Source organism: Roseibium suaedae, from assembly GCF_900142725.1.
GTDB classification, from domain to species: domain Bacteria; phylum Pseudomonadota; class Alphaproteobacteria; order Rhizobiales; family Stappiaceae; genus Roseibium; species Roseibium suaedae.
The window spans coordinates 230,801-253,377 of the sequence record NZ_FRBW01000003.1 but is presented as its reverse complement, the minus strand read 5'-3'; the positions used below and the strand labels follow the sequence as shown (position 1 = coordinate 253,377).

The 22,577-nt window shown below is 61.5% G+C and carries 19 protein-coding genes; 11 read left to right on the top strand and 8 right to left on the bottom strand.

Features of this window, described 5'->3' with window-relative positions:
• Position 1 precedes the first annotated feature (1 nt).
• From gmd to galE, 3 genes are all read right to left on the bottom strand, one after another.
• Complete coding sequence (gmd, locus tag BUA94_RS14715; RefSeq protein WP_073014080.1) at positions 2 to 1,120, bottom strand: GDP-mannose 4,6-dehydratase; 1,119 nt, start codon at positions 1,118 to 1,120, stop codon at positions 2 to 4.
• A gap of 85 nt (positions 1,121 to 1,205) precedes the next feature.
• Positions 1,206 to 2,549 carry a UDP-glucose dehydrogenase family protein gene (locus BUA94_RS14710; RefSeq protein WP_073014079.1) on the bottom strand — a complete coding sequence of 448 codons (1,344 nt, stop codon included), beginning with the start codon at positions 2,547 to 2,549 and terminating at the stop codon, positions 1,206 to 1,208.
• Between the two features lie 177 nt (positions 2,550 to 2,726).
• Complete coding sequence (gene galE / locus BUA94_RS14705; RefSeq protein WP_073014078.1) at positions 2,727 to 3,764, bottom strand: UDP-glucose 4-epimerase GalE; 1,038 nt, start codon at positions 3,762 to 3,764, stop codon at positions 2,727 to 2,729.
• A 227-nt stretch (positions 3,765 to 3,991) separates the two neighbouring features.
• Between galE and cysQ the strand changes: the two genes are divergently transcribed.
• Entirely contained in the window at positions 3,992 to 4,825 is an 834-nt protein-coding gene (gene cysQ / locus BUA94_RS14700) for a 3'(2'),5'-bisphosphate nucleotidase CysQ (protein ID WP_073014077.1), read from the top strand.
• Positions 4,826 to 5,294: 469 nt separating this feature from the next.
• Positions 5,295 to 6,173: a glucosamine kinase nucleotide-binding domain-containing protein gene (locus tag BUA94_RS14695; RefSeq protein ID WP_175558050.1), complete on the top strand. Its 879-nt coding sequence runs from the start codon at positions 5,295 to 5,297 to the stop codon at positions 6,171 to 6,173.
• Between the two features lie 4 nt (positions 6,174 to 6,177).
• Here the strand turns inward: BUA94_RS14695 and BUA94_RS14690 are convergent, their stop codons facing one another.
• Both BUA94_RS14690 and BUA94_RS14685 read right to left on the bottom strand, forming a co-directional pair.
• Positions 6,178 to 6,873 carry a UTRA domain-containing protein gene (locus BUA94_RS14690; protein ID WP_235860611.1) on the bottom strand — a complete coding sequence of 232 codons (696 nt, stop codon included), beginning with the start codon at positions 6,871 to 6,873 and terminating at the stop codon, positions 6,178 to 6,180.
• 8 nt (positions 6,874 to 6,881) lie between these two features.
• Positions 6,882 to 8,282, bottom strand: a complete 1,401-nt coding sequence (locus BUA94_RS14685; protein ID WP_073014076.1) for a formimidoylglutamate deiminase — start codon at positions 8,280 to 8,282, stop codon at positions 6,882 to 6,884.
• Positions 8,283 to 8,403: 121 nt separating this feature from the next.
• Between BUA94_RS14685 and hutI the strand changes: the two genes are divergently transcribed.
• The 8 genes from hutI (at position 8,404) to BUA94_RS14645 (ending at position 16,786) form a co-directional block, all read left to right on the top strand.
• The gene (gene hutI / locus BUA94_RS14680; protein ID WP_208980122.1) at positions 8,404 to 9,570 is read left to right on the top strand and encodes an imidazolonepropionase; all 1,167 of its coding nucleotides are present in this window, start codon (positions 8,404 to 8,406) and stop codon (positions 9,568 to 9,570) included.
• Positions 9,567 to 11,123, top strand: a complete 1,557-nt coding sequence (gene hutH / locus BUA94_RS14675; RefSeq protein WP_073014074.1) for a histidine ammonia-lyase — start codon at positions 9,567 to 9,569, stop codon at positions 11,121 to 11,123. The genes hutI and hutH overlap by 4 nt, the downstream gene beginning before the upstream one ends.
• Entirely contained in the window at positions 11,110 to 11,943 is an 834-nt protein-coding gene (gene hutG / locus BUA94_RS14670; protein WP_073014073.1) for an N-formylglutamate deformylase, read from the top strand. Before hutH ends, hutG begins: the two co-directional genes overlap by 14 nt.
• A 25-nt stretch (positions 11,944 to 11,968) precedes the next feature.
• Entirely contained in the window at positions 11,969 to 13,639 is a 1,671-nt protein-coding gene (hutU, locus tag BUA94_RS14665; protein WP_073014072.1) for a urocanate hydratase, read from the top strand.
• A gap of 64 nt (positions 13,640 to 13,703) precedes the next feature.
• Positions 13,704 to 14,522 carry a transporter substrate-binding domain-containing protein gene (locus BUA94_RS14660; protein ID WP_073014071.1) on the top strand — a complete coding sequence of 273 codons (819 nt, stop codon included), beginning with the start codon at positions 13,704 to 13,706 and terminating at the stop codon, positions 14,520 to 14,522.
• A 106-nt stretch (positions 14,523 to 14,628) separates the two neighbouring features.
• A complete protein-coding gene (locus BUA94_RS14655; RefSeq protein WP_235860609.1) occupies positions 14,629 to 15,282 on the top strand; it encodes an amino acid ABC transporter permease in 654 nt (217 codons plus the stop codon).
• A 9-nt stretch (positions 15,283 to 15,291) separates the two neighbouring features.
• Positions 15,292 to 15,951, top strand: coding sequence for an amino acid ABC transporter permease (locus BUA94_RS14650; protein ID WP_073014070.1), 660 nt, complete (start codon positions 15,292 to 15,294; stop codon positions 15,949 to 15,951).
• A 25-nt stretch (positions 15,952 to 15,976) separates the two neighbouring features.
• A complete protein-coding gene (locus BUA94_RS14645) occupies positions 15,977 to 16,786 on the top strand; it encodes an amino acid ABC transporter ATP-binding protein (protein WP_073014069.1) in 810 nt (269 codons plus the stop codon).
• Between the two features lie 428 nt (positions 16,787 to 17,214).
• On the opposite strand, the gene BUA94_RS14640 is transcribed toward BUA94_RS14645, so the two are convergent.
• Entirely contained in the window at positions 17,215 to 18,879 is a 1,665-nt protein-coding gene (locus tag BUA94_RS14640; protein ID WP_073014068.1) for a Na/Pi cotransporter family protein, read from the bottom strand.
• Between the two features lie 322 nt (positions 18,880 to 19,201).
• Here BUA94_RS14640 and BUA94_RS14635 point away from each other — a divergent pair, with 322 nt between their 5' ends.
• A complete protein-coding gene (locus tag BUA94_RS14635; protein ID WP_073014067.1) occupies positions 19,202 to 20,047 on the top strand; it encodes a DeoR/GlpR family DNA-binding transcription regulator in 846 nt (281 codons plus the stop codon).
• A 2-nt stretch (positions 20,048 to 20,049) separates the two neighbouring features.
• Here the strand turns inward: BUA94_RS14635 and BUA94_RS14630 are convergent, their stop codons facing one another.
• Both BUA94_RS14630 and BUA94_RS14625 read right to left on the bottom strand, forming a co-directional pair.
• Positions 20,050 to 20,865: a sugar phosphate isomerase/epimerase family protein gene (locus BUA94_RS14630; protein WP_073014066.1), complete on the bottom strand. Its 816-nt coding sequence runs from the start codon at positions 20,863 to 20,865 to the stop codon at positions 20,050 to 20,052.
• Positions 20,865 to 22,574, bottom strand: coding sequence for an FAD-dependent oxidoreductase (locus BUA94_RS14625; protein WP_073014065.1), 1,710 nt, complete (start codon positions 22,572 to 22,574; stop codon positions 20,865 to 20,867). Before BUA94_RS14625 ends, BUA94_RS14630 begins: the two co-directional genes overlap by 1 nt.
• Positions 22,575 to 22,577: the final 3 nt, after the last annotated feature.

The window sequence follows — 22,577 nt, the reverse complement described above, 5'->3', positions numbered from 1 at the left end:
GTCAGCCCTCCAGGCTTACGGGAAGGTCGAGGCCATGCTCCTTGAGCAGCGCATAGCGGCGGGCGGCCTTGTGGTCTGCCTCCACCATCTCGCGGCACATGTCGCGGGCCGTGACTTCCGGAACCCAGCCGAGCTTTTCCTTGGCCTTGGTCGGGTCCCCCAGCAGGGTTTCGACCTCAGCCGGACGGAAATAGCGCGGATCGATGCGGACGATCACGTCACCCGGCTTGAGCGCCGGGGCCAGGTCGCCCTGGATATGGGTTACCACGGCGATTTCGTCGACACCGGTTCCCTTGAACTCCAGCGTGATTCCGAGATCTGCGGCAGCCCATGAGATGAACTCGCGGACGGAATACTGAACGCCGGTCGCAATGACGAAGTCTTCCGGTGCGTCCTGCTGCAGCATCATCCACTGCATGCGGACATAGTCCTTGGCGTGGCCCCAATCGCGCAGGCTGTCGATGTTGCCCATGTAGAGGCACGGCTCGAGCCCGAGCGCGATATTGGCGAGGCCCCGGGTGATCTTGCGGGTCACGAAGGTCTCTCCACGGCGCGGGGATTCGTGGTTGAACAGGATGCCGTTGCAGGCATAGAGGCCATAAGCCTCACGGTAGTTCACGGTGATCCAGTAAGCATAGAGCTTGGCCACGGCATAGGGGCTGCGCGGGTGGAAAGGCGTGGTCTCCCGCTGCGGGATTTCCTGAACCTTGCCGTAGAGCTCTGACGTCGACGCCTGGTAAAAGCGGGTCTTCTTTTCCAGACCCAGGAACCGGATGGCTTCAAGCAGGCGCAGGGTGCCGGTGGCGTCCACATCCGCGGTGTATTCCGGTGCCTCGAAGCTGACCGCCACGTGGGATTGGGCGCCGAGGTTATAGACCTCGTCAGGCTCCACATCCTGCAGGATACGTGTCAGGTTCGACGTGTCGGTCAGGTCACCGTAATGGAGCTTGAAGCGGGCATTGTCGACATGCGGATCTTCATAGATGTGATCCACGCGCTGGGTATTGAAAGAAGACGCGCGCCGCTTGATGCCGTGGACTTCATAGCCCTTCTGCAGCAGGAATTCGGCGAGATAAGAGCCGTCCTGGCCAGTAATGCCAGTGATGAGAGCCTTTTTCACGGGATCTGTGTCTTTCGTTCTTGCGCCACTTCGGGCGCTTCATTGCGGACGCTGGTCTCAGCGTCCGCCTGTTTCAAGGACTGCGTTATTCGGCAGCTTCCGACATGGGGGGAACACCGCGTGTCGTACCGCGTCCGATGCTGGCATAGCTGAAGCCGTGGCGGGTGACTTCCTCTGGCTTGTAGACGTTGCGCAGGTCCACCAGAACCGGGGCGGCCATTGTTTCGGCCAGACGCGGGAAGTCGAGTGCACGGAATGCATCCCATTCGGTCACGATCACCAGAACGTCAGCCTTGGTCGCACAATCATAGGCATCCTTGGTGTAGGTGACATCGGACAGAAGATCGTTTGCCGCCTTCATGCCTTCCGGGTCGAAGGCCCGGACGCGAGCGCCGCCATCCTGAAGGGCCTGAATGATGGACAGGGACGGGGCTTCGCGCATGTCGTCCGTGTTCGGCTTGAAGGTCAGGCCGAGGATGGCGATGGTCTTGCCGCGCACATCGCCGCCGCAGGCCGCAACGACCTTGCGGGCCATGGCGCGCTTGCGCTGGTCGTTCACCGCGACAGTGGTTTCGATGAGGCGCACGGGACTGTCGTGGTCCTGTGCGGTCTTAACAAGCGCCAGCGTGTCCTTCGGGAAGCAGGATCCGCCATAGCCGGGACCTGCATGCAGGAACTTGGAGCCGATGCGCCCGTCGAGGCCAATGCCGCGGGCGACGCCCTGAACATCCGCACCAACCCGTTCGCACAGATCGGCCATCTCGTTGATGAAGGTGATCTTCATGGCGAGGAAGGCGTTGCCTGCATATTTGATCAGTTCGGACGTGCGGCGGTTCGTGAAGAGCAGCGGCGACTGATTGAGATAAAGCGGACGGTAGACTTCCGTCATGGTCTCGCGGGCCCGTTCGTCTTCCAGGCCGACGACAATGCGGTCCGGGCGCTTGAAGTCGCCGATGGCAGCGCCTTCGCGCAGGAATTCCGGGTTGGAGACCACGGCAACATCCGCATCCGGATTGGTTTCCAGGATGATCCGTTCGACTTCATCTCCCGTGCCAACCGGCACGGTCGACTTGGTGACCACAACCGTGAAGCCTTTAACCGCCGAGGCGATTTCGCGGGCTACACCATAGACATAGGAAAGGTCTGCATGGCCGTCACCACGGCGGGAGGGGGTGCCGACCGCGATGAAAACCACATCAGCCTCGCTCACCGGACCGCGGAGGTCGGTGGTGAAGGACAGGCGGCCCGCCTTGGCATTGCTTGCGACCAGGGCATCAAGGCCCGGTTCGAAGATCGGAATCTCGCCGCGCTTCAGCGCCTCGATCTTGTCAGCGGCCTTGTCCACACAGACCACGTCGTGACCGAAATCCGCGAGACAGGCTCCGGACACCAGGCCCACGTAACCTGATCCAATCATTGCGATACGCATCGTAAACTCCTGACGGCACGGCGGCGCTCATGGCGGCCGTGACTTGAGCGGCTGGTCATTCAGGCCCTTAAGTACCGGAACAGAGCCAAGAAGGGCAAGACCTGGATCAAATCAGGACCTGCTGTTTCCGTCTGCTTTTGTTGCCCTCTGGTCTGGCTTCGACCGGTGTGGATCCGGTCAGTTGCCGGAGCCTTCGTCTTCATAACCGCGCGGGTTCTTGCAGACCCAGGTCCAGGTGTCATGGCACATGGCCGCCAGGTCCTTTTGAGCCTGCCACCCAAGCGCGGATTCCGCCTGACACGTGTCGGCATAGCATTCCGCCACATCGCCTGCCCGGCGCGGCGCAATTTCATAGGGAATGGTGCGGTTGGAGGCCCGCTCGAAGGCCCGGACCATTTCCAGCACCGAATAGCCTGTGCCAGTCCCGAGGTTCACAGTCAGGCAATTCTTGTCACTCTTCAGGCCGTTCAGGGCCTCGTGAGCCTTCAGATGGCCCTCGACCAGATCGACCACATGGATGTAGTCGCGCACTCCGCTGCCGTCCTTGGTGTCATAGTCATCGCCGAAGACTGCCAGCCGTTCGCGCCGCCCGTCTGCGACCTGGGTGATGAAGGGCATCAGGTTGTTCGGAATGCCCAGAGGGTTTTCGCCGATCAGACCGCTGTCATGGGCGCCGACCGGGTTGAAATAACGCAGGATCGCAAAGCGCCACTTGGGGTCGCTGGCAGCCAGATCCCTCAGCATTTCTTCGACCATCAGCTTGCTGCGGCCGTAAGGATTGACCGGGCCGGTGGGGTGCTCTTCGGTCAGCGGCAGGAACTTGGGCTCGCCATAGACAGTGGCCGAAGAGGAAAAGATCAGTTTGTGGACGCCGCAGGCTTCCATGGCCGTGAGCAGCGCGTGGGTGCCGACGAAATTCGTCTCATAATAGGCGAGGGGCTGGGCAACGGATTCGCCCACGGCCTTGAGCCCGGCGAAATGCACGACGCTGGTGACCCCATAGGCCTTCAGGATCTCCTCGATCCTGGCGCGGTCACGGATGTCGCCCTGTTCGAAGGAAACGGACTTGCCGGTGATCTGTGCAACGCGCTTCAGGCTTTCTTCGCGGGCATTCACAAGGTTGTCGAGGACGACGACGTCCAGACCGGCTTCCAGAAAGGTCACGCAGCAGTGGGAACCGATGTATCCGGCGCCGCCGGTAATAAGAACAGTCATGACCTGATCGAACTCCAGAATCTCAAATGAATGGCAGTGTCTAATCTCTTTGTGTGACCGCGATATTCCGGAAATCTGGCGAAGTTGCAACAGATGCCGGACGAACCTTGCATCCTTTGGCAAAAATACGCCTTGCTCAATTGCCTCCGGGCGCAAAACCGGGCATTCACGGCAGGAATACGCCGGTCCGGTGTGCTGATTTTCAAAGCTCTGTTTGGTGGGACTTCATGCCTCATACTGCTCTTCTCGATCTGTCTATTGAGGCAGGCAATGCCATTCTGGATGTCTATGGCTCCGCATTCGGCTCCGAATCCAAGGCAGATGGTTCGCCCGTGACCGTGGCGGATGAGGCGGCTGAAAAGATCATTCTGGCGGGGCTGAGCGATCTGTTTCCGTCCGTTCCGGTGGTTGCGGAAGAGGCTGTGGAAGCGGGCAACCTGCCGCAAGCCGCAAGCCGCTATTTTCTCGTCGATCCTCTGGATGGCACCAAGGAATTCATCGCCCGAAACGGCGAGTTCACGGTCAACATCGCCCTGATCGATGCGGGCGTCCCGGTATTCGGCGTTGTCTATGCTCCGGCGCTCGGCGAAATCTACTGGGGCGGAGCCCTGCCGGAAGATCTTTGCGGTGAGGCGTCGCCCACAACGGGGGCTTTTGCAGGTTCGGTTGCCGACGGCGAAATCGGGGAAGTACGGTCCATCGCGGTGCGTGCGGTTCCCGCAGAAGGACTGACGGTGCTGGCGAGCCGCTCGCATCTGTCACCGGAAACCTCTGCGCTGATCGAGAAACTGACCGTTGCGGAAATGGTATCAGTCGGCTCCAGCCTGAAGCTTTGCTGGGTGGCGGCAGCCAAGGCCGATTTCTACCCGCGCCTTGCCCCGACCATGCAGTGGGATATCGGCGCGGGCGATGCGGTGCTGCGGGCCGCGGGCGGTGAAGTGCTGGTCGCCGAAACCCGCGCTCCCTTGTCCTACGAGGTCAAGCCGGGGGCGGTAAAGGCAGATCTGCTCAACCCGTTCTTCCTGGCGATGAGCACGCCGTCAATTCTGGAAAATATTTGATCTATCAGTTCTTTATTCCGGTTCTTTGATGCTGCATCTGAGATTTATTGTGGCAGGCAGGTGCATGAGGTCCCCGGTAAGTCTATCAAATCGTCATCAACTCTGTTCTCAAGGGGGATAGGGTGTCCAGCCTTTCCTCTCGCCGTCATTCCGGGCTTGACCCGGAATCCATGCCGTTCCACCTCCTGAAAGCACAGCTTTTATATGGGGCGAGGTTACGGCATGGATGCCATGGTCAAGCCATGGCAGGACGAAGACGGAGGGAATTTCTCATGCGGAAAGGCTGGCTTAGCCAGTTTTCCCGCTCGTAACCTCTCGGATCATCATCCCGGACGCAGCGAAGCGAAGATCCGGGACCGGTGAGCCGAAAAATCTCGGGACCGAGCTCTGTGGACTTGATAGTCTTTTGGCTCACCGGTCCCGGCTCGCGCGTTGCTTGGCCGGGATGACGATCGAAGAGTTCGAACATTTGTCATCGAGTTCAAAAATACCGGACTATTTTCTGGGTGTTGATGGCGGTGGCACCAGTTGCCGTGCCGCGGTCTCGGACAGGTCCGGCGCGATCCTTGGGCGTGCGCAGGCAGGGGCCGCCAACATCACCACGGACCCGGATGGGGCATTGCAGACGATCCTGCAAGTGTGCCGGCAAGCGCTTGAACATGCGGGTCTCGCGCAGGATCTGGAGCTTTATCCGGCCTACCTCGGCCTTGCCGGCAGCATGACCGGCCAGGCAGGCGAGCGGCTGAAACCGCTCCTGCCTTTTTCATTCTCTGAAGTCCGTTCCGATGGTGTGATTGCCCTGGAGGGGGCGCTTGGCCCAAGAGATGGCATGATCGCGATCCTTGGCACAGGATCGCTGTTCATGGCACGGCAGGGCAGCGAACTGACCTCCCTCGGGGGACGAGGCTTTCTGCTCGGAGATCATGGTGGTGGCGCGAGGCTGGGCCGGGCGCTGCTGGAGGAATGCCTTCTCGCCTGCGACGGTCTCAGGCCCTTTACTCCACTTCTGGAGAAGACCCTTGCCGGGTTTGGCAACGGCCTGTCCGGCGTGATCAGCTTTGCAAAATCCTCCCCGCCGTCAGCATTTGCGACCTATGCCGCGGACCTGTTCTCATCTGCCGGCCAGGGCGATGAAGCCGCGATTCAGATCCTCAGTGAGGCCGCCCATCTTATCAATCTGTCGTTGGACAAGATCCGCTTCGATGGCTGTGATGCCCTGTGCCTGCTCGGTGGCCTGAGCCGGTCCTATGATTCTTGGATTGCGCCCCATCACAGATCGCTGCTTAAGGAGCCCCAAGGGGACGGGCTCTCGGGAGCAATTTCCCTGGCCATCAGAACATTCGGCTAGGGCCTCAGATCCGCGTACGCATGCGGTAGCCGGGGGCATAGGTCATGCGGACATGGGTGATCGGCAGGTCGCTGTTCCAGGTGATGCGCTCGACCACGTAAAGCGCCGTTCCAACAGGACATTCGAAGAAACGCGCCAGGGCCGTGTCGGCCGAGATGGCGAAGAAGGTCATGTCGCCGGTTGTGTAGGGGGCGTTCTGGACCAGCCATTCGTTCAGGCTGATCTTGTCCATCGGGGCGACGGACATTTCCGGCACGGCTTCCAGATTGGTATAGCGCTCCTCATAGAGGAAGGGACGGTCATCCGCATAATGCAGCGTTTCCGTGTAGAGGGCGTCTGCCCCCGGCGGTACTGGGAAGGCTGCGTGCAAATGGGGCGGAAGCGGGCGGATTTCCTTGAGCGTCAGCACATGGCGATGCTCCGCACCGCGGGCCTCGACTTCCTCGCGGATGATCGGAATCGTGAGCGTCGCCTTGTGGGGCGGATTGACGGCCACCCGCGTTCCCGCCTTGCGCTTGCGGATCACGAGCCCGGTCTCCGCCAGATCCCTGAGCGCGCGGTTGACGGTGGTCCGGGCGCAGCCGAACTCCTCCGCCAGATCCGCCTCGCCGGGAATGGTTTCCCCGGGCTGCCAGACGCGCTCGTTGATGCGCCGAAGCAGCTCCTCACGGATCTGGGTCCAGGAATTGGGCTCTTTCACGCGCAGGTTCACAGTCTCTGTCTCAATTCCCGCATGGTCCGGCGGTATTTTTCGCGAATGGCATCGGCGTTCTTGTGCGTGCCGCCCGTCACCACATGGCGGCCAGCGGACCAGACATCGGCAACCATCCGGTCATCGCCCGCAAAGATCCAGGTGTCCAGCGTTTCATCGCCGGCCGTTCCTTCCAGATCCATGGCCTTGCCGTCAAGTGCCAGAAGGTCGGCAAAACGTCCTGCTTCCAAGGCGCCGGAGGCGCGGCCTGCTGCCTGAGCACTGCCGCTTGCCGCTGCTTCATAGACGACCCGTCCCGTGGAGTGGTCCGGGGTTGCCACTGTCGCCCGGCACTTGTCACGCAGGCGTTGGGAATATTCGAAGGTGCGCAGCTCTTCGGAGAGGGAAATCCGGATGTTGGAATCAGAACCCGTGCCAAAGCGTCCACCCGCTTCCAGATAGCGCACGCCGTCGAAGATACCGTCGCCAAGGCTGGACTCGGTGATCGGGCAGAGGCCAGCGACCGCGCCGGTGCGGGCAAGACCGACTGTTTCTTCCGGAGTCATCTGGGTGCAGTGGATCAGGCACCAATTGTCCTTCACTTCATGGGCATTCAGCAGCCAGTCCACCGGGCGCTTGCCATAGGCCTCTTCAACTTCAGCCACTTCGCCGACCTGTTCAGCCAGGTGCATGTGAAGCGGTGAAGAGCCTGCGAGCGTCACACAGTCGGCCAGCTGATCTCTTGTCACGGCCCGCAGGGAATGGGGCGCGACACCGATCCGCGCATCGGCAGAAAGTCCAGCAACAGTCTTTGAGGCTGCTTCATGAAGTCTCTGGAAGCGATTGAAATCATTTCCGAACCGGATCTGACCTGGTTTCAGGGGGCGGCCGTCGACACCGCCCTGGCTATAGAGAACGGGAAGCAGGGTCAGGCCGATTCCGGTCGCTGCACTGGCGGCAGCAATGCGCTCGCTGAGTTCTGCAATGTTGGCGTAGGGCGTGCCGTCCGGCTGGTGGTGGACATAGTGGAATTCGCCCACGGCGGCGTAACCGGCCTCCAGCATTTCAAGCTGCACCAAGGCAGCAATGGCCTCGATGTCATCCGGGGTCAGGGTTTCCAGAAAGCGGAACATGATCTGGCGCCAGGTCCAGAACGTGTCGATTGCTTCCGGGCCGCGCCGCTCGCTCATGCCTGCCATGGCCCGCTGGAACGCATGGCTGTGGAGGTTCACCGGCGCAGGCAAAAGCGTTGCAACGCGGGTGACAGGCTGGTTTGCCGCAGGCTGCTTTCCGGCAGTAATGCTGGTGATCCGCCCGTCACCGGAGATTTCCACCAGCACGTCCTTTTGCCAGCCGGAGGGCGTAAGGGCCTGTTCCGCAAAGATCATTTCCTGGGTCTTTGGGCTTTGTTCCGGCATGGGCTCAATCCTCGTTGACACGTTAATATGTGCATGCATAATCGCTAATAACGCGATTTAATCAAGTGTGGAAATCAGGCCAGTGACAAGCTTCCTTCTGACCAATGCCAAACTTGCCACGATGGTGCCCGGCGGCGAAGCCTATGGGCTCCGGCCCGGTGGCGCACTGGTGGTGAAGGGGGAAACCATTGCCTGGATTGGCAAGGAAACGGATCTGCCCGAAGCCTACACCGGGCTGCCGAAGCGGGACCTTCAGGGTGCGCTGGTCACGCCCGCGCTGATCGATTGCCACACCCACATCGTCTATGGCGGCAACCGCGCCCGCGAGTTCGAGATGCGCCTGGAAGGCGCGACCTACGAAGAGATCGCAAGGGCAGGTGGCGGCATCGTCTCGTCGGTCAAGGCGACCCGGCAAGCCTCTGTTGATCAGCTGCTCGAAGTCTCCCTGCCGCGCGTTGATACCCTGATCTGGGAAGGTGTGACGGCCCTTGAGATCAAGTCCGGCTATGGTCTCTCCATCGAGAGCGAACTCAACATGCTGCGGGCTGCAAGGCGCATCGGCCAGCTCCGCCCGATCCGGGTGAAGACCAGCTTTCTTGCCGCCCATGCAGAGCCGCCCGAATACAAGGGCGAGCCGGACCGCTACATCGACGAGGTTTGCCTCCCGGCGCTGGAGCAGGCCCATGCGGAAGGGCTGGTGGATGCGGTTGATGGCTTTTGCGAAGGCATCGCCTTTTCTCCGGAGCAGATCGCCCGGGTCTTCGACCGCGCCAAGGCCCTTGGACTGCCGGTGAAGCTTCATGCTGAGCAGCTTTCCAATCTCGGCGGTGCGGCGCTGGCCGCAAGCTATGGCGCCCTGTCTGCAGATCATCTGGAGCATCTGGACGAGGCAGGTGTGAAGGCCATGGCCGCTGCCGGAACGGTCGCCGTCATGCTGCCCGGCGCCTATTACATGCTGCGCGAAACAAAGGCGCCGCCGGTCGCACTGCTGCGTCAGCATGGGGTGCCGATGGCGCTGGCGACCGACTGCAATCCGGGCACATCGCCCGTCAATTCGCTGCTCTTCACCCTGAACATGGGCTGCACCCTGTTCCGCATGACGCCGGAGGAGGCACTTGCGGGCGCAACACGCAATGCGGCGCAGGCTTTAGGGCTGACCGATTGCGGCACGCTGGAGGTTGGCAAACGCGCCGATCTAGCGGTCTGGGGCATCGAGCATCCGGCGGAACTCAGCTACCGGGTTGGCTTCAATCCGCTTATTTCCCGTTATTTTGGAGGAATGGAATGAACCGTCTGGTTCTGACCCCGGGCAAGGTGAGCCTTGCCGATCTTGAGGAGATCTACCGCTCCGGTGCTGCCGTCACCATAGACCGTGCGGCCCGCCCGGCCATTGCGGCGGCTGCAGAGCGTGTGCGGGAAGCGGCCCAGGGCGCGGAAGCCGTCTATGGTGTCAACACCGGGTTCGGCAAGCTCGCCAGCGTCAAGATCGCTCCTGAAGATACGGAAACCCTTCAGCGCAATCTCATTCTGTCCCATTGCTGCGGCGTGGGCGATGATATGCCCGCTGCCATCGTGCGGCTGATGATGGCCTTGAAACTCCTGTCTCTTGCCCGTGGTGCCTCCGGGGTCCGCTGGACGGTTCTGGAGCTGATCGAGGCGATGCTGGAAAAAGGCGTGACCCCTGTGGTTCCGGCTCAGGGCTCTGTCGGGGCGTCTGGCGATCTGGCACCGCTTGCCCATATGACGGCCGTCATGATCGGCGCCGGGGAGGCCGATTATGCCGGTGAGCGTCTGTCTGGTCGCGAGGCCCTGGCGAAAGCCGGACTTGAGCCGGTCGTCCTCGGTCCCAAGGAAGGGCTGGGTCTCATCAACGGCACCCAGTTCTCCACCGCCTATGCGCTGGTTGGCCTGTTCGAGGCCTGGCGGCTTGCTGAGACCTGCCTTGTCACCTCAGCGCTGTCCACCGATGCCATCATGGGCTCCACGGCGCCCTTGTTGCCGGAAATTCACGAGCTGCGTGGCCACCGGGGCCAGATCGAAGTCGCCGCTGCCATGCGCCGCCTGATGGACGGATCTGAAATTCGCGAAAGCCACCGGGAAGGTGACACCCGCGTGCAGGACCCTTACTGCATCCGCTGCCAGCCGCAGGTTGCTGGGGCCTGCGTCGATCTTCTGCGCATGGCCGGCAACACGCTGCGCATTGAGGCCAATGCGGCAACCGATAATCCCTTGGTTCTGACGGAAGCTGGACGCATCGTTTCCGGCGGCAATTTCCACGCCGAGCCCGTGGCCTTTGCTGCTGACCAGATCGCGCTGGCTGTGGCCGAACTTGGGTCCATTGCCCAGCGCCGGGTGGCCCTGATGGTCGATCCGACCCTGTCCTTCGACTTGCCGCCGTTCCTTGCCAAGGATCCGGGCCTCAACTCCGGCCTGATGATCGCGGAAGTGACGACCGCTGCCCTGATGAGCGAGAACAAGCATCTGGCCCATCCGTGTTCGACGGATTCCACACCGACCAGTGCCAATCAGGAAGACCATGTCTCCATGGCCGCCCATGGTGCCCGCCGCCTTGGCCGCATGACGGACAATCTGGCGAATATCCTCGGTGTCGAGCTGCTCTGCGCTGGTCTTGGTGTCGAATGCCGCACGCCGCTTGCCACCAGCAAGGCGCTTCAGGCGGCCGTCAGCTGCCTGCGCTCCAAGGTTTCGACTCTGGACGAGGACCGCTACATGGCGCCGGACCTGAAGGCTGCGGCGGAGATCGTCTCCAGCGGAGATCTGGTCGCCAGCGTTGGTGACATCGCGCTTCTGTCCCTGGAGGCTGACCATGCTGCCGTTTGAGGTCACCCAAGGCGACAGCCCGGTCATTCTCGGCGTGCCCCACGCGGGCACCCATGTGCCGCAGGACATCTGGGCAATGCTCAACGACACGGGCAAGGTGCTGGCCGATACGGACTGGCACGTGGACCGGCTCTACCGTGACCTTCTGCCTGGCGCGACGATGGTTCGTGCGAACTTTCACCGCTATGTCATTGATGCAAATAGAGACCCTGCGGATGTGAGCCTTTATCCGGGCCAGAACACCACGTCTCTTTGCCCCACGACCGACTTTGATGGCCGCCCGATCTATCTGGAGGGCGCTGAGCCGGCCTCAGAAGAAATCGCAGCCCGCCAGAAGGACTGGCACGGCCCTTATCACGCAGCCCTTGCTGCCGAGATCGAACGGGTGAAGGCGATCCACGGTGTCGCCATTCTCTACGATTGCCATTCGATCCGCTCGACCATTCCGTTCCTGTTCGAGGGACGCCTGCCGGACTTCAACGTCGGCACCAACAACGGCACCACCTGCGCACAGGCGATCGAAGCCGCAACGGTTCTGAGAACCAAGGCTGCCGAGGGTTACACAAGTATCCTGAATGGCCGCTTCAAGGGCGGCTGGACCACTCGTCATTATGGCCGCCCGGAAACCGGCGTCCATGCCATCCAGATGGAACTGGCCCAGGCCACTCATCTGGCCAGCGAAGATGTTCCCTTTGACTATGACGAGGACCGGGCAGGGCGTCTTCGCCCCCATCTCGAACTGATCCTGAAGGATCTGGCAGAGATTGCGCTGAACCTTCCCCAGAACCCGGCCAAGGCCCCACAAGAAAAGCTGGCGTAAAGCCTGACCACCCGAGGAGATCAAAATGGTTGACCGCCGCCATAATTCCCGTGACGTGTTTCCGCCCACTGGCACGGAACTCAATGCCAAGTCCTGGCTGACCGAAGCGCCCCTGCGCATGCTGATGAACAACCTGCATCCGGATGTGGCTGAAAATCCCCATGAACTGGTGGTCTATGGCGGCATCGGCCGCGCTGCCCGCACCTGGGACGACTTCGACAAGATTGTCGGCGCGCTCAAGTCTCTGGAAGAAAACGAGACCTTGATGGTCCAGTCCGGCAAGCCGGTGGGTGTGTTCCGCACCCACAAGGACGCGCCGCGCGTGCTGATCGCCAACTCCAACCTGGTGCCTCATTGGGCGACCTGGGATCATTTCAACGAACTCGACAAGAAGGGTCTGGCCATGTACGGCCAGATGACTGCCGGCTCGTGGATCTATATTGGCACTCAGGGCATCGTTCAGGGCACCTATGAAACCTTTGCCGAAGCAGGGCGCCAGCATTTCGGCGGCGACCTCAAGGGCAAGTGGATCCTCACCGGTGGCCTTGGCGGCATGGGCGGCGCTCAGCCGCTGGCGGCCGTCATGGCTGGCGCCTGCTGCCTTGCGGTCGAGTGTGACGAGACCCGCATCGATTTCCGCCTGCGCACCCGCTATGTCGATGAAAAGGCAACCTCGCTGGATGAGGCTCTTGCCATGATCGAGCGGTGGACAGCCGCTGGCGAAGCGAAGTCTGTCGGCTTGCTGGGCAACGCTGCAGAGATCTTCCCGGAACTCATGCGCCGCGGCGTGCGCCCGGATATCGTCACCGACCAGACCTCCGCCCATGATCCGATCAACGGCTATCTGCCGGAAGGCTGGACGATTGCCGAATGGAAGGCCAAGCGCGAAAGCGATCCGAAGGCCGTAGAGAAGGCTGCACGTGCATCCATGCGCAAGCAGGTGGAGGCCATGGTCGCCTTCTGGAACGCAGGCGTTCCCACCCTCGACTATGGCAACAACATCCGCCAGGTCGCGCTGGAAGAGGGCTTCGAGAATGCCTTTGCCTTCCCGGGCTTCGTTCCGGCCTATATCCGCCCGCTCTTCTGCCGCGGTGTCGGTCCGTTCCGCTGGTGCGCCCTGTCGGGGGATCCGGAGGACATCTACAAGACCGACCAGAAGGTGAAGGAGCTCATCCCCGATGACGAGCATCTGCACAACTGGCTGGACATGGCCCGCGAGCGGATCGCCTTCCAGGGGCTTCCGGCCCGCATCTGCTGGGTCGGCCTTGGCCAGCGCCACCGCCTGGGTCTTGCCTTCAACGAAATGGTCCGCAATGGCGAATTGAAGGCGCCGGTCGTCATCGGCCGCGATCACCTCGATTCGGGATCGGTTGCCTCGCCAAATCGCGAGACCGAATCCATGAAGGACGGCTCGGATGCCGTGTCCGATTGGCCGCTCCTGAATGCTCTGCTCAATACCGCGTCAGGCGCGACCTGGGTCTCGCTCCACCACGGCGGCGGGGTCGGCATGGGCTTTTCCCAGCATTCCGGCATGGTGATTTGTTGCGATGGCACGAAAGATGCTGATGAGCGCCTTGCCCGGGTGCTATGGAATGACCCGGCAACGGGGGTTATGCGCCATGCGGATGCCGGTTACGAAATCGCCATCGACTGCGCAAAAGAACATCAATTGAATCTTCCAGCCATCCTTGGCTGAAGAGACCAAAAACAATAAGAAGACCAAAAGGTTCAACCTCCCAGAGAATTAGGAGACAGTGAGAATGAAAGCGAAGTTCCTCAGTGTGGTTGCCGCAGTGGGTTTCAGCCTTGGTCTGGCCGGGGCTGCCCATGCGGATCTGCTGGCCGACATCAAGGCCAAGGGCAAGATCGTGGCCGCAACCGAAATGCACTACGCACCGTTCGACATCCTGAAGGATGGTGAATATCAGGGCATCTGCCACGATCTCTTCACCGAAGTTGCCAAGGAACTGGGCGTCGAGGTCGAATTCCTCGATCTGCCGTGGCAGTCGATCCTTCCGGGCCTGGAAGCTGGCAAGTTCGACATCGTCAACGCTCCGGTGACCATCACCGCCGAGCGCCTGAGCCGCTACAGCTTCTCCCTGCCGATCGGCAACGCCACCGTTGCGCTCGCCAAGAAGGCCGGTGACAGCTCGATCGCCAAGCCGGAAGACATCGCCGGCAAAGCCGTGGGTTCCCAGAAGGGCTCTGCCCAGCTGGAACAGCTGAAGGCCTTCTCCGCAACGCTGGCAACTCCGGCCGACATCCGTGAATACGTCAATATCGACGAAGCGCTGGCTGACCTTGCCGCGGGCCGTATCCAGGGTGTTGCCAACTCCATGCCGCTGATGGGCTATGCTGCCGTTCAGCGTCCGGGCCTGTTCGAAATGGTCATGCCGCCGTTCGGCGAGCCGAAGTACTTCGGCTGGGTTGCCCGTCCGGGCGACGAGACCGCTTCCCTGGTCGAAGCCATCAACGCTGCTCTGCTGAAGATGCACGAAGACGGCCGCCTCAAGGCAATCAACGAAAAGTGGCTGGGCACCTCTCCGGAGCTGCCGACCACCATGCCGGACGTGAAGTAACGCCGACCGCGCTCCGGCAGGGTAACCCTGCCGGAGCATTCGTTTTCACGGGCTGGTTTTTATAAAACCATCACCCGCGGCAACCGTCAGTGCGGAGCGATCCCCGGTGGACTTTTCTTTTGACGTCATCGCGCACAATCTGCCGTATCTTCTGGCAGCTGCGCGGTGGACCCTGCTCATTTCCGTGGCCGGAATGGCGATCAGTATCGTGCTGGGCGTGCTGCTCTGTGCGGCGCGGCTTTCGTCGAACCTGGCGCTTGCCAGTTTCGCGCGGTTCTACATCAGCTTCTTCCGCGGTGTTCCGCTGCTGGTGCAGCTCCTGATGTTCTTCTACATGCTGCCCTATGTCGGGCTGGATCTTCCGGCCATCGCGGCTGCGATCCTTGCCACCGGCATGTGCTCGGCGGCCTATACGGCGGAAATCCTGCGCGGTGCGCTTCAGGCCATCCCCAAGGGGCAGGCGGAAGCAGCAGAAGCGCTCGGCATCCCGTCTCTGGCTCTGTGGCGGCGCATTCTGGTGCCCCAGGCCATCCGCCTTGGCCTGCCGTCGCTGGTCAATGAGCTGATCCTTCTGGTCAAGGTTTCTTCCCTGGCCTCGGTCGTCGGCATTGCCGAACTGACCCGCGTTTCCCAGAACATTACCGGCGAGACCTACCGTCCGCTGGAGATCTATGTGGCTGCGGCCGGGATCTATTTCGTCATCAATTTCGTGTTGTCGCGCTTTGGCCGGATGGCCGAAAAGCGGCTGCAGATCGGGTAGGGGGCGGAGATGGAACTCGACCTTTTCGTTCGCTATGGCCCGGATCTCCTGCGCGGCTTCGGTGTAACCATCCTGTGCTGGATTGTCGGCTCTGTCGGTGGTCTGCTGCTTGGCTTCGCCATTGCCTGCCTTTACCGCTGGAGCATCCGACCGGTCCGCTGGATTATCGACCTCTATGTGGAGCTGATCCGCGGCACGCCGTTCATGATCCAGCTTTTCATCCTCTATTATGGCGGGCCCTATCTGGGGCTGGTGCTGACGCCGGTTCAGGCTGGTATCCTGAGCTTCATCGTCTATGGCAGCCCGTATTTTGCCGAGATCTTCCGGTCCGGCTTCAATGCGGTGCCGAAGGGCCAGATCGAGGCGGCACGCTGCGTCGGCCTGTCGGAAGCCCGTATCATGCGCCGGATCATCCTGCCGCAGATGCTGGTGCCGATCACGGCTCCGCTGACCAACTTCATCATCATTCTCAGCAAGGAAACGGCCATCCTGTCGGTCGTGACCGTGCCGGAGCTGCTTTATGAAACGCAGACCATGGCCGCTGAGACCTTCACCTATATCGAGCCGTTCCTGGTGCTGTCGCTGTTCTACTGGCTGATGGTCATCGTCACGAGCTGGCTTGGTGGCCGGGTCGAAGCCCGCGTCACGCGCCATTTGAAGCGCACTTGAGACTGAGACAAGCAGGGACATCCCGATGAACACAAAGACACCGTCCGCTGCCACCGAGGCGCTTATCTCGGTCCGCAACATGAGCAAGTCCTTCAAGGACTTTGAGGCGCTGCGCGACATCACGCTGGATGTGAACCGCTCCGAAGTGGTCTGCCTGATCGGCCCATCCGGGTCCGGCAAATCCACGCTGCTGCGCTGCCTCAACTTTCTGGAAGCCTATGATACCGGAGAAGTCCGGCTCGAAGGTGAACTCATCGGCTGGCAGGAGGGCACTGCCCAGCCGCGCAGGCGCGTTGCTGCTGGCACCTTGCGCCGCCAGCGCCAGCACATCGGCATGGTGTTCCAGCAGTTCAATCTCTGGCCGCACCTGACGGCTCTGGAGAATGTTGCCGAGGCCCTGATCCAGGTGAAGGGGTTGGGCAAGAAGGCTGCACAGGACGCGGCCATGGCTGCGCTTACCAAGGTTCACCTGTCCGACAAGGCGCAGAACCATCCGGCCAATCTTTCCGGTGGCCAACAGCAGCGCGTGGCCATCGCCCGGGCGATTGCCATGGAGCCGCGGGTTATGCTCTTTGACGAACCGACGTCGGCCCTTGATCCGGAACTGGTCGGCGAAGTGCTGACGGTGATGAAGGAAATGGCCGCCGAGGGCATGACCATGGTGGTCGTCACCCACGAAATGGGCTTTGCCGCCCATGTGGCCGACCGGGTCGCTTTCCTCGACAAGGGCCGTCTTGTCACCCTGGCACCGCCCGCCGACATCTTCGGCCGGGAGCCTGACGACCCCCGCGTCCGTTCTTTCTTACAGACTTACCGCGAACGCAACGTGGTGTGATCAGGGCGAGGGAGACAAGATTCTCCCTGCGGTTATCCCCGGCTTGGCCGGGGATCAAATTCAGGCTCGTTCGTCATCCTCGGGCTTGAGCCTGGGGATACATGCCGTTTCGTCTCCTCAAATTGAGACGTGACCTTTTGAAGTAAGGTTACGGAATGGATGCCATGGTCGAGCCATGGCATGACGGAGGAGAGGTTGGAGGATGAAAGTATCTTCAGCGGCTGCCGCATCTGTTTTGGTTTGCCAACGCAACCTCACCGCCAGATAACCACGCCGTCGGTGAAACGACCTTTCATCGTTCTCCTGCCCCTCCGTATTCGTCACCCATGGCTTGACCATGGGGTCCATGCCGTACCCATTCGGCTACTGCTGAGGCTGTTTTAGGCTCCGATTCCGACGCTCTCAGAGAAAGACTGGCCGCAGCTTCCTCACACTCCGGCAGCCGCCTTGCTGCGTTGGGCCAGGCGGCTGGAAAGCAGAGCGCCGGATTCCTCGGCGATCGGATAGGCCGTCATGGAGAAACAGGTGTTGATGGTCTTCAGCGCCCGAAGGGTCTCCTGGTGCAGGTTACTGGTCTCGATACTGGCGGTGTTGCCCGAGCGCAACCGGTCAAGATGGCGGGCCTGCATGTCCTGTTCCGCTTCGCGGATATGGTCCTTTTCCTCGACGAGCTGAAGCGCGGCGCCCTGATCATGGGTGATCATCACATTGAGGGCGAGCTGGGCATTGGTCACGACCCGGTCATGGAAATCGGACAGGTCATGCCAGCCGCTGTCGGAGAATTTCAGCGCCTTTTCATTCAGCTTCTCGGCAATCTCGAGAAGGGCGGTGGAGATCTGGTCTCCGGCTTCTTCAAGGTTATTGGCAAAGCCTGCGAGATCCATTGCCCGGCGTCCCTGGTCCGCCGTCAGGGGCTGCTGCTGCAGCTTGGCGATATAGAGCTTGGTCTCGAAATGCATCCGGTCAACCTCGTCCTCCAGCGTCCGGATGGTGGTGGCATTCTCGCGCTTCCAGGTTCGCATGAGGTCCATTGCCGGAACCAGCATCTGATGGGCTGTCTCACCCATGCGCAGGACTTCTCGTGCCGCGCAGGCAAGAGCCCGTTCCGGATGGGCGAGGGCCGCAGGGTCAAGCGCACTGGCTTGGGCAACTGGCTGCACAGGCGTGTTGCTGGTCCGAAGGCGCTGGATGGCATTGGTCAGCGGGGCGGCAAGCGGCAGTCCGACAAGGGCAACGGCCACATTGAAGGCCAGATGCAGGTTGATCAGCTGCCGGGTTGCCGAACTTCCCAGCAAGGAAAGGTCAGGCGAGAACTGGACCAGGGCAAAGAGCGTCAGCAACGCGCCGCCACCGCGCAGCACTGTATTGCCGATGACGATGTTGCGGCTTGCAGCGGGCGCACCTGAGGTCAGGAACAGCGGGATCAGGGTGCCGCCGGTGTTGGCGCCAAGCACGAGAGCTGCGGCAACTGGGACCGGCAGCATGCCTTCGGCCACGAAGGCCACGAAGGTCAGGATCGCAGCGACGCTTGAGTGCATGGCAAAAGCCATCAGCCCGCCGATGAGAAAGGCGCTGATCATGTCGCGCGACAGATAGGAGACGATCATTTCCACCAGCTCGCTGCCTGCCAGCGGCAGGGTCGCGGTACGGATCATGCCGAGCGAGACGAAGATCAGGGCAAGGCCGATCAGGATGCGGCCGGCTTCCTTGTAGCGCCGCTCGCCCGCGCGCAGATAGAGAGTGACCCCGGCCAGAAGAAACACAGGGATGAGCATTCCGGCAGGCAGCACCAGGGCCTGAACCACAAGGGCTGATCCGACATCAGCGCCCAGCAGCAGGGTCACGCCAGCTGTCGCTGCGAGGGCGCCGCTGGCGGCAAAGGACGTGGCAAGCAGCGCAACGGCTGTGGAGCTTTGAAGGCAGAAGGCCGCGATGGCCCCCCCAAAAGCGGCGCTGATGGGGGATTTACCGGCCCGGCGCAGGCCGGAGCGGAGTTGGTTGGTGAAGCCGCGTTCCACGCCATGGCGGATAAGTTTGACAGCCCAAAGCAGCAGGGCAATCGCACCAGCGAGATTCAGAATAAATGCGAGCATTCACCAAGGTCCGGTCAGGTCAGGCAAGGAGCGAAGCGGGAGGGCTTCCCGGTCTTAAGGGTTTCGCGTGGGACGGGGCGGGTGCGCCCAACTGAGCCGCCTTAGGTCTCTATCGAGAGACCTTGAGCCGGGTAATTGTTAGTCGTCTGAAGCGAAAAGCGAAAAGTCCGGATATGCCGATCAAATCAGTCCCAAGTTCAACACCGGAGTGTGTCATTTGCAACAGCATTCGGCAGAGAAAGAAAGGTTTTCAAGAAATCCATCTAGCGCCCCTAAAAATTTATGGGCTTTATAGGGTTGGGGTAAGGGCAAGGAGGTTGATTTGGACAAATTGCAGTCCGGTGTTCGTGATGGAGAAGGTGTTGACTCCACACTGGAAACGGAAAAGCGCCAGCAGCAGCTATTAAGAGAGCTCCAGGCGCGGCCACACATGCGGATCTCCGAACTGGCCGAACAGTTCAACGTCAGCGATGAAACCATCCGTCAGGATCTGGAGGGCATGAGCCAGGCAGGCCTGGTTCCCCGGCAGGACGAAGGGCGCGTTCCGGTGACAGGTGTTTTCCGGCTTTATTCGGATCTGGATGCGCGGTCCGCGAGCCGCAAGGAAGAGCGGGAAAGGATCGGGCGCCGCGCTGCCGGACTGGTACAGCCCGGATCGATCCTGATGATGGATGGCGGCACGACCACGCTGCAGATGGCCCGTCAGCTGGCGATCGCGGGCACCCCTTGCACCGTTCTGACCAACAGCCTTCCGGTTGCCATGACCCTTGGCCAGTCTTCTTCCATTGATGTCGTGCTTTGTCCGGGAGACTACCTTGCTGCAGAGGCGGCTGTTTCGGGAGCGGAGGCACTGGCCTTTCTCGATCGTCACACGGTGGATGCCTGTTTCATCGGGGCTTCGGGCATCGACAGCAACGGCGTCAGCGAGGCAATCCGCACGCTCGCAATCATCAAGAGCGCCATGATCGCGTCTGCCCGGTCCCGCTATGTTTTGGCGGGCCGCGAGAAGCTCGGCCACCGGGACCATGTGCATGTCGCCGAGCTTGGTGACTTCAATGGTCTGGTTTGCGATGAAGACCCGGATCCGGAATTCGGCGAGATTTTCAATGCAGCCGGATTGTCGGTCTATGCCGGGTCTGCTCCGGTTCAGCGCGGACCCGGCGGATAGGGTCACGCGCCAGGCAGGTTTTCGAGAAACTCCGAGGTCCGCCGGTAAAGGTGCTTCAACACGGCAGGTGAGCCTTCTGCGGCGGCCTTGGCGTTCATCGGAACTTCGATGCCGAGGGGCAGGTCGGGGTCGAATGCGTCCAGAAATGCGGCCAGATCAATCTGACCGTCTCCGGGGGCAAGCCGCTCGGCTCTTGCGGTTTCCAGCAATTCTTCTTCCGAATAGGCCGGCTGGCAGCGGGCATCGCAGAGATGGGCGAAAGGAAGCCTGTCCTTGGGCAAGGCCTTCAAAAGGTCCAGAGATGAGTTGGACCGGTCGAAATGCAGGCTGTCCACCAGCAGGCCTGTGTGTGGACCGGCCTGGCTCACCACCTGCCAGCAGGCGGCAAGATCGGGAACATTGGTCCAGGGGAAGAATTCCAGAACCGTGCCGAGCCCACGCGCTCGGGCTTCCTCCGACAAGCGGCCCAGTGTGTCGGCGAGCCTGGTCAGGTCAGGATCGTAAGGGGCCGTGATGACCTGGGCCGCGCCGAGCTCTGCGCCTGCGTCCAGAAACGGCAGCAAGGCTTCAATATTGGTCTGCGACGTGATCTTGACGAATTCGATGTCGGCGACACGCAGGCCAGTTGAGGCCATGGCGGACCGGGTTTGCCGCAGGGCCGCCGGGTCCTCCATCAAGGGATAACCGGGCGAGGTGTCTGTCACCCGGATCAGGCGCAGGCCCACAGCCTCAAAACCCGCCTCGGCCGCAGCCTCCAGAAACGCCGGAGGGGCAAGATCAATGGCCGAAAGATGGGCAACGGAGAGCGTGCGGGGCATCAGATGTCTTTCCCGGCTGCATGGCAGCCTGCGATATAGCCGAAGGTGAGGGCTGGGCCGAGATTGATCCCGCCGGCAGGATAAAAGCCGCCAAAGACGCTGGCAGCGTCCGCGCCGGCGGCATAGAGCCCGATAATTGGTGTTCCGTCCGTGCTCAACACACGGGCGCTGGAATCTGTGGCAATCCCGGCGAAGGTCCCGAAACTGCCGGGAACGACCTTCACGGCGTAGTAGGGCGCGGAGGCAATCGGGGCGACACAGGGGTTTGGCTTTTGGGCAGGATCGCCCTGAAGCCGCATATAGGGGGTTGCGCCCCGGCCGTATTCGGGATCCTCGCCCGTCGCAGCATGCCTGTTCCAGGTATCCAGTGTGGTGGTGAGACCTGCCGGGTCAATGCCACAGGCTCTGGCCAGCTCTTCAGGGGTCTTGCCGGTCTTGAGATAGCCATTGCGAAGCCAGGCGCCGAAAGGAACAGGCGAGGGACGGACAATACCCAGGCCATAGCGGCGCAGGAACCTGTGATCGCAAACGAGCCAGGATTCCGCCTTTTCCTCTTCAGGCACAGCGGCAAGAAGTGCCGTCACATAGTCATGGTAGCCAAGCCCTTCATTGCAGAAGCGGCGCCCGGAGGCGAGAATGCCAATGACGCCGGGTTTGCCCCGGTCAATGATATGAGGGAACTGACCTGACTGGCCGTTTTCCCAAGGCACGGTTGAAACCGGGCAATAGGCCGCAGGGTGAGCAAGATTGGTCTTGGGAACCGCGCCAGCGCTCATGGCAAGGGTCAGGCCGTCTCCTGCCGCGCTCTGAAGGGCAAGGGACCTGTGGTCTTCGTTTCGCGGAAAGATGCCTTGCCTGATGACGGGGTTTTGCGAAAATCCGCCGCACGCCAGAACCACGCCGCGTTCCGCAGTCAATTGCGTGCCGTCTTCAAGCGCAACTCCCAGAACCCTGCCATCGGAAGTGATTAGGCGGTCGATCACGGCTCCGGTGCGGATGTCGACACCCAGATCCAGCGCCGTGCGCAGCAAGCGGGCAGCAAGGGCGTTGCCATTGCGCAGGTCCATGCCCCGGCCATGGAGGGCCAGATCCCGGAAGTGGCGCAAGGTTCGCTTCATCACATGACCAAAGCTGGCCGTGGACCTCAGCATGGTCAGGAAGGCCCGCAGGTCCGGTCCTGCCTGAATGGTCATGCCGAAAAACGTTGTCTCGCGCATCGGCTTGCGCAACAGCTTGAGAGAGGTGCCGAGCTTGCGGGCATCATATGGCCTGGCGATGACCGAACGACCGCCCATGCCCGCGCCCGGCAGGTGGCTGTAGGTGTCCGGAATGGCAAGCCCGCCTTCGAATTCCAGCGCGGTGTTATCTTCCAGAAAACCGACCATCCTGGGGGCGGCGGCAAGGAAAGCGTCGATGCGGTCTGCCTCGAAGTGATTGCCAAGAAGAGACTGGAGATAGAGACGCGGGGCAGTGGTGTCTTCGACGATGCCAGCTCTCTGGCCCACCGGATTGCACGGTGCCCAGATCCAGCCGCCGGACCAGGCGGTTGTGCCGCCAATGACATCTGTCTTTTCCAGCAGGCAGACCTTCAGTCCGTGGAAGGCCGCTGTGACGGCGGCACAAAGCCCCGCAGCGCCCGACCCGGCCACGATCAGATCGAACGTCCCGGCGGACGGCTGATCTTCCGGAACCTTCGGATTATCTGTCATGAT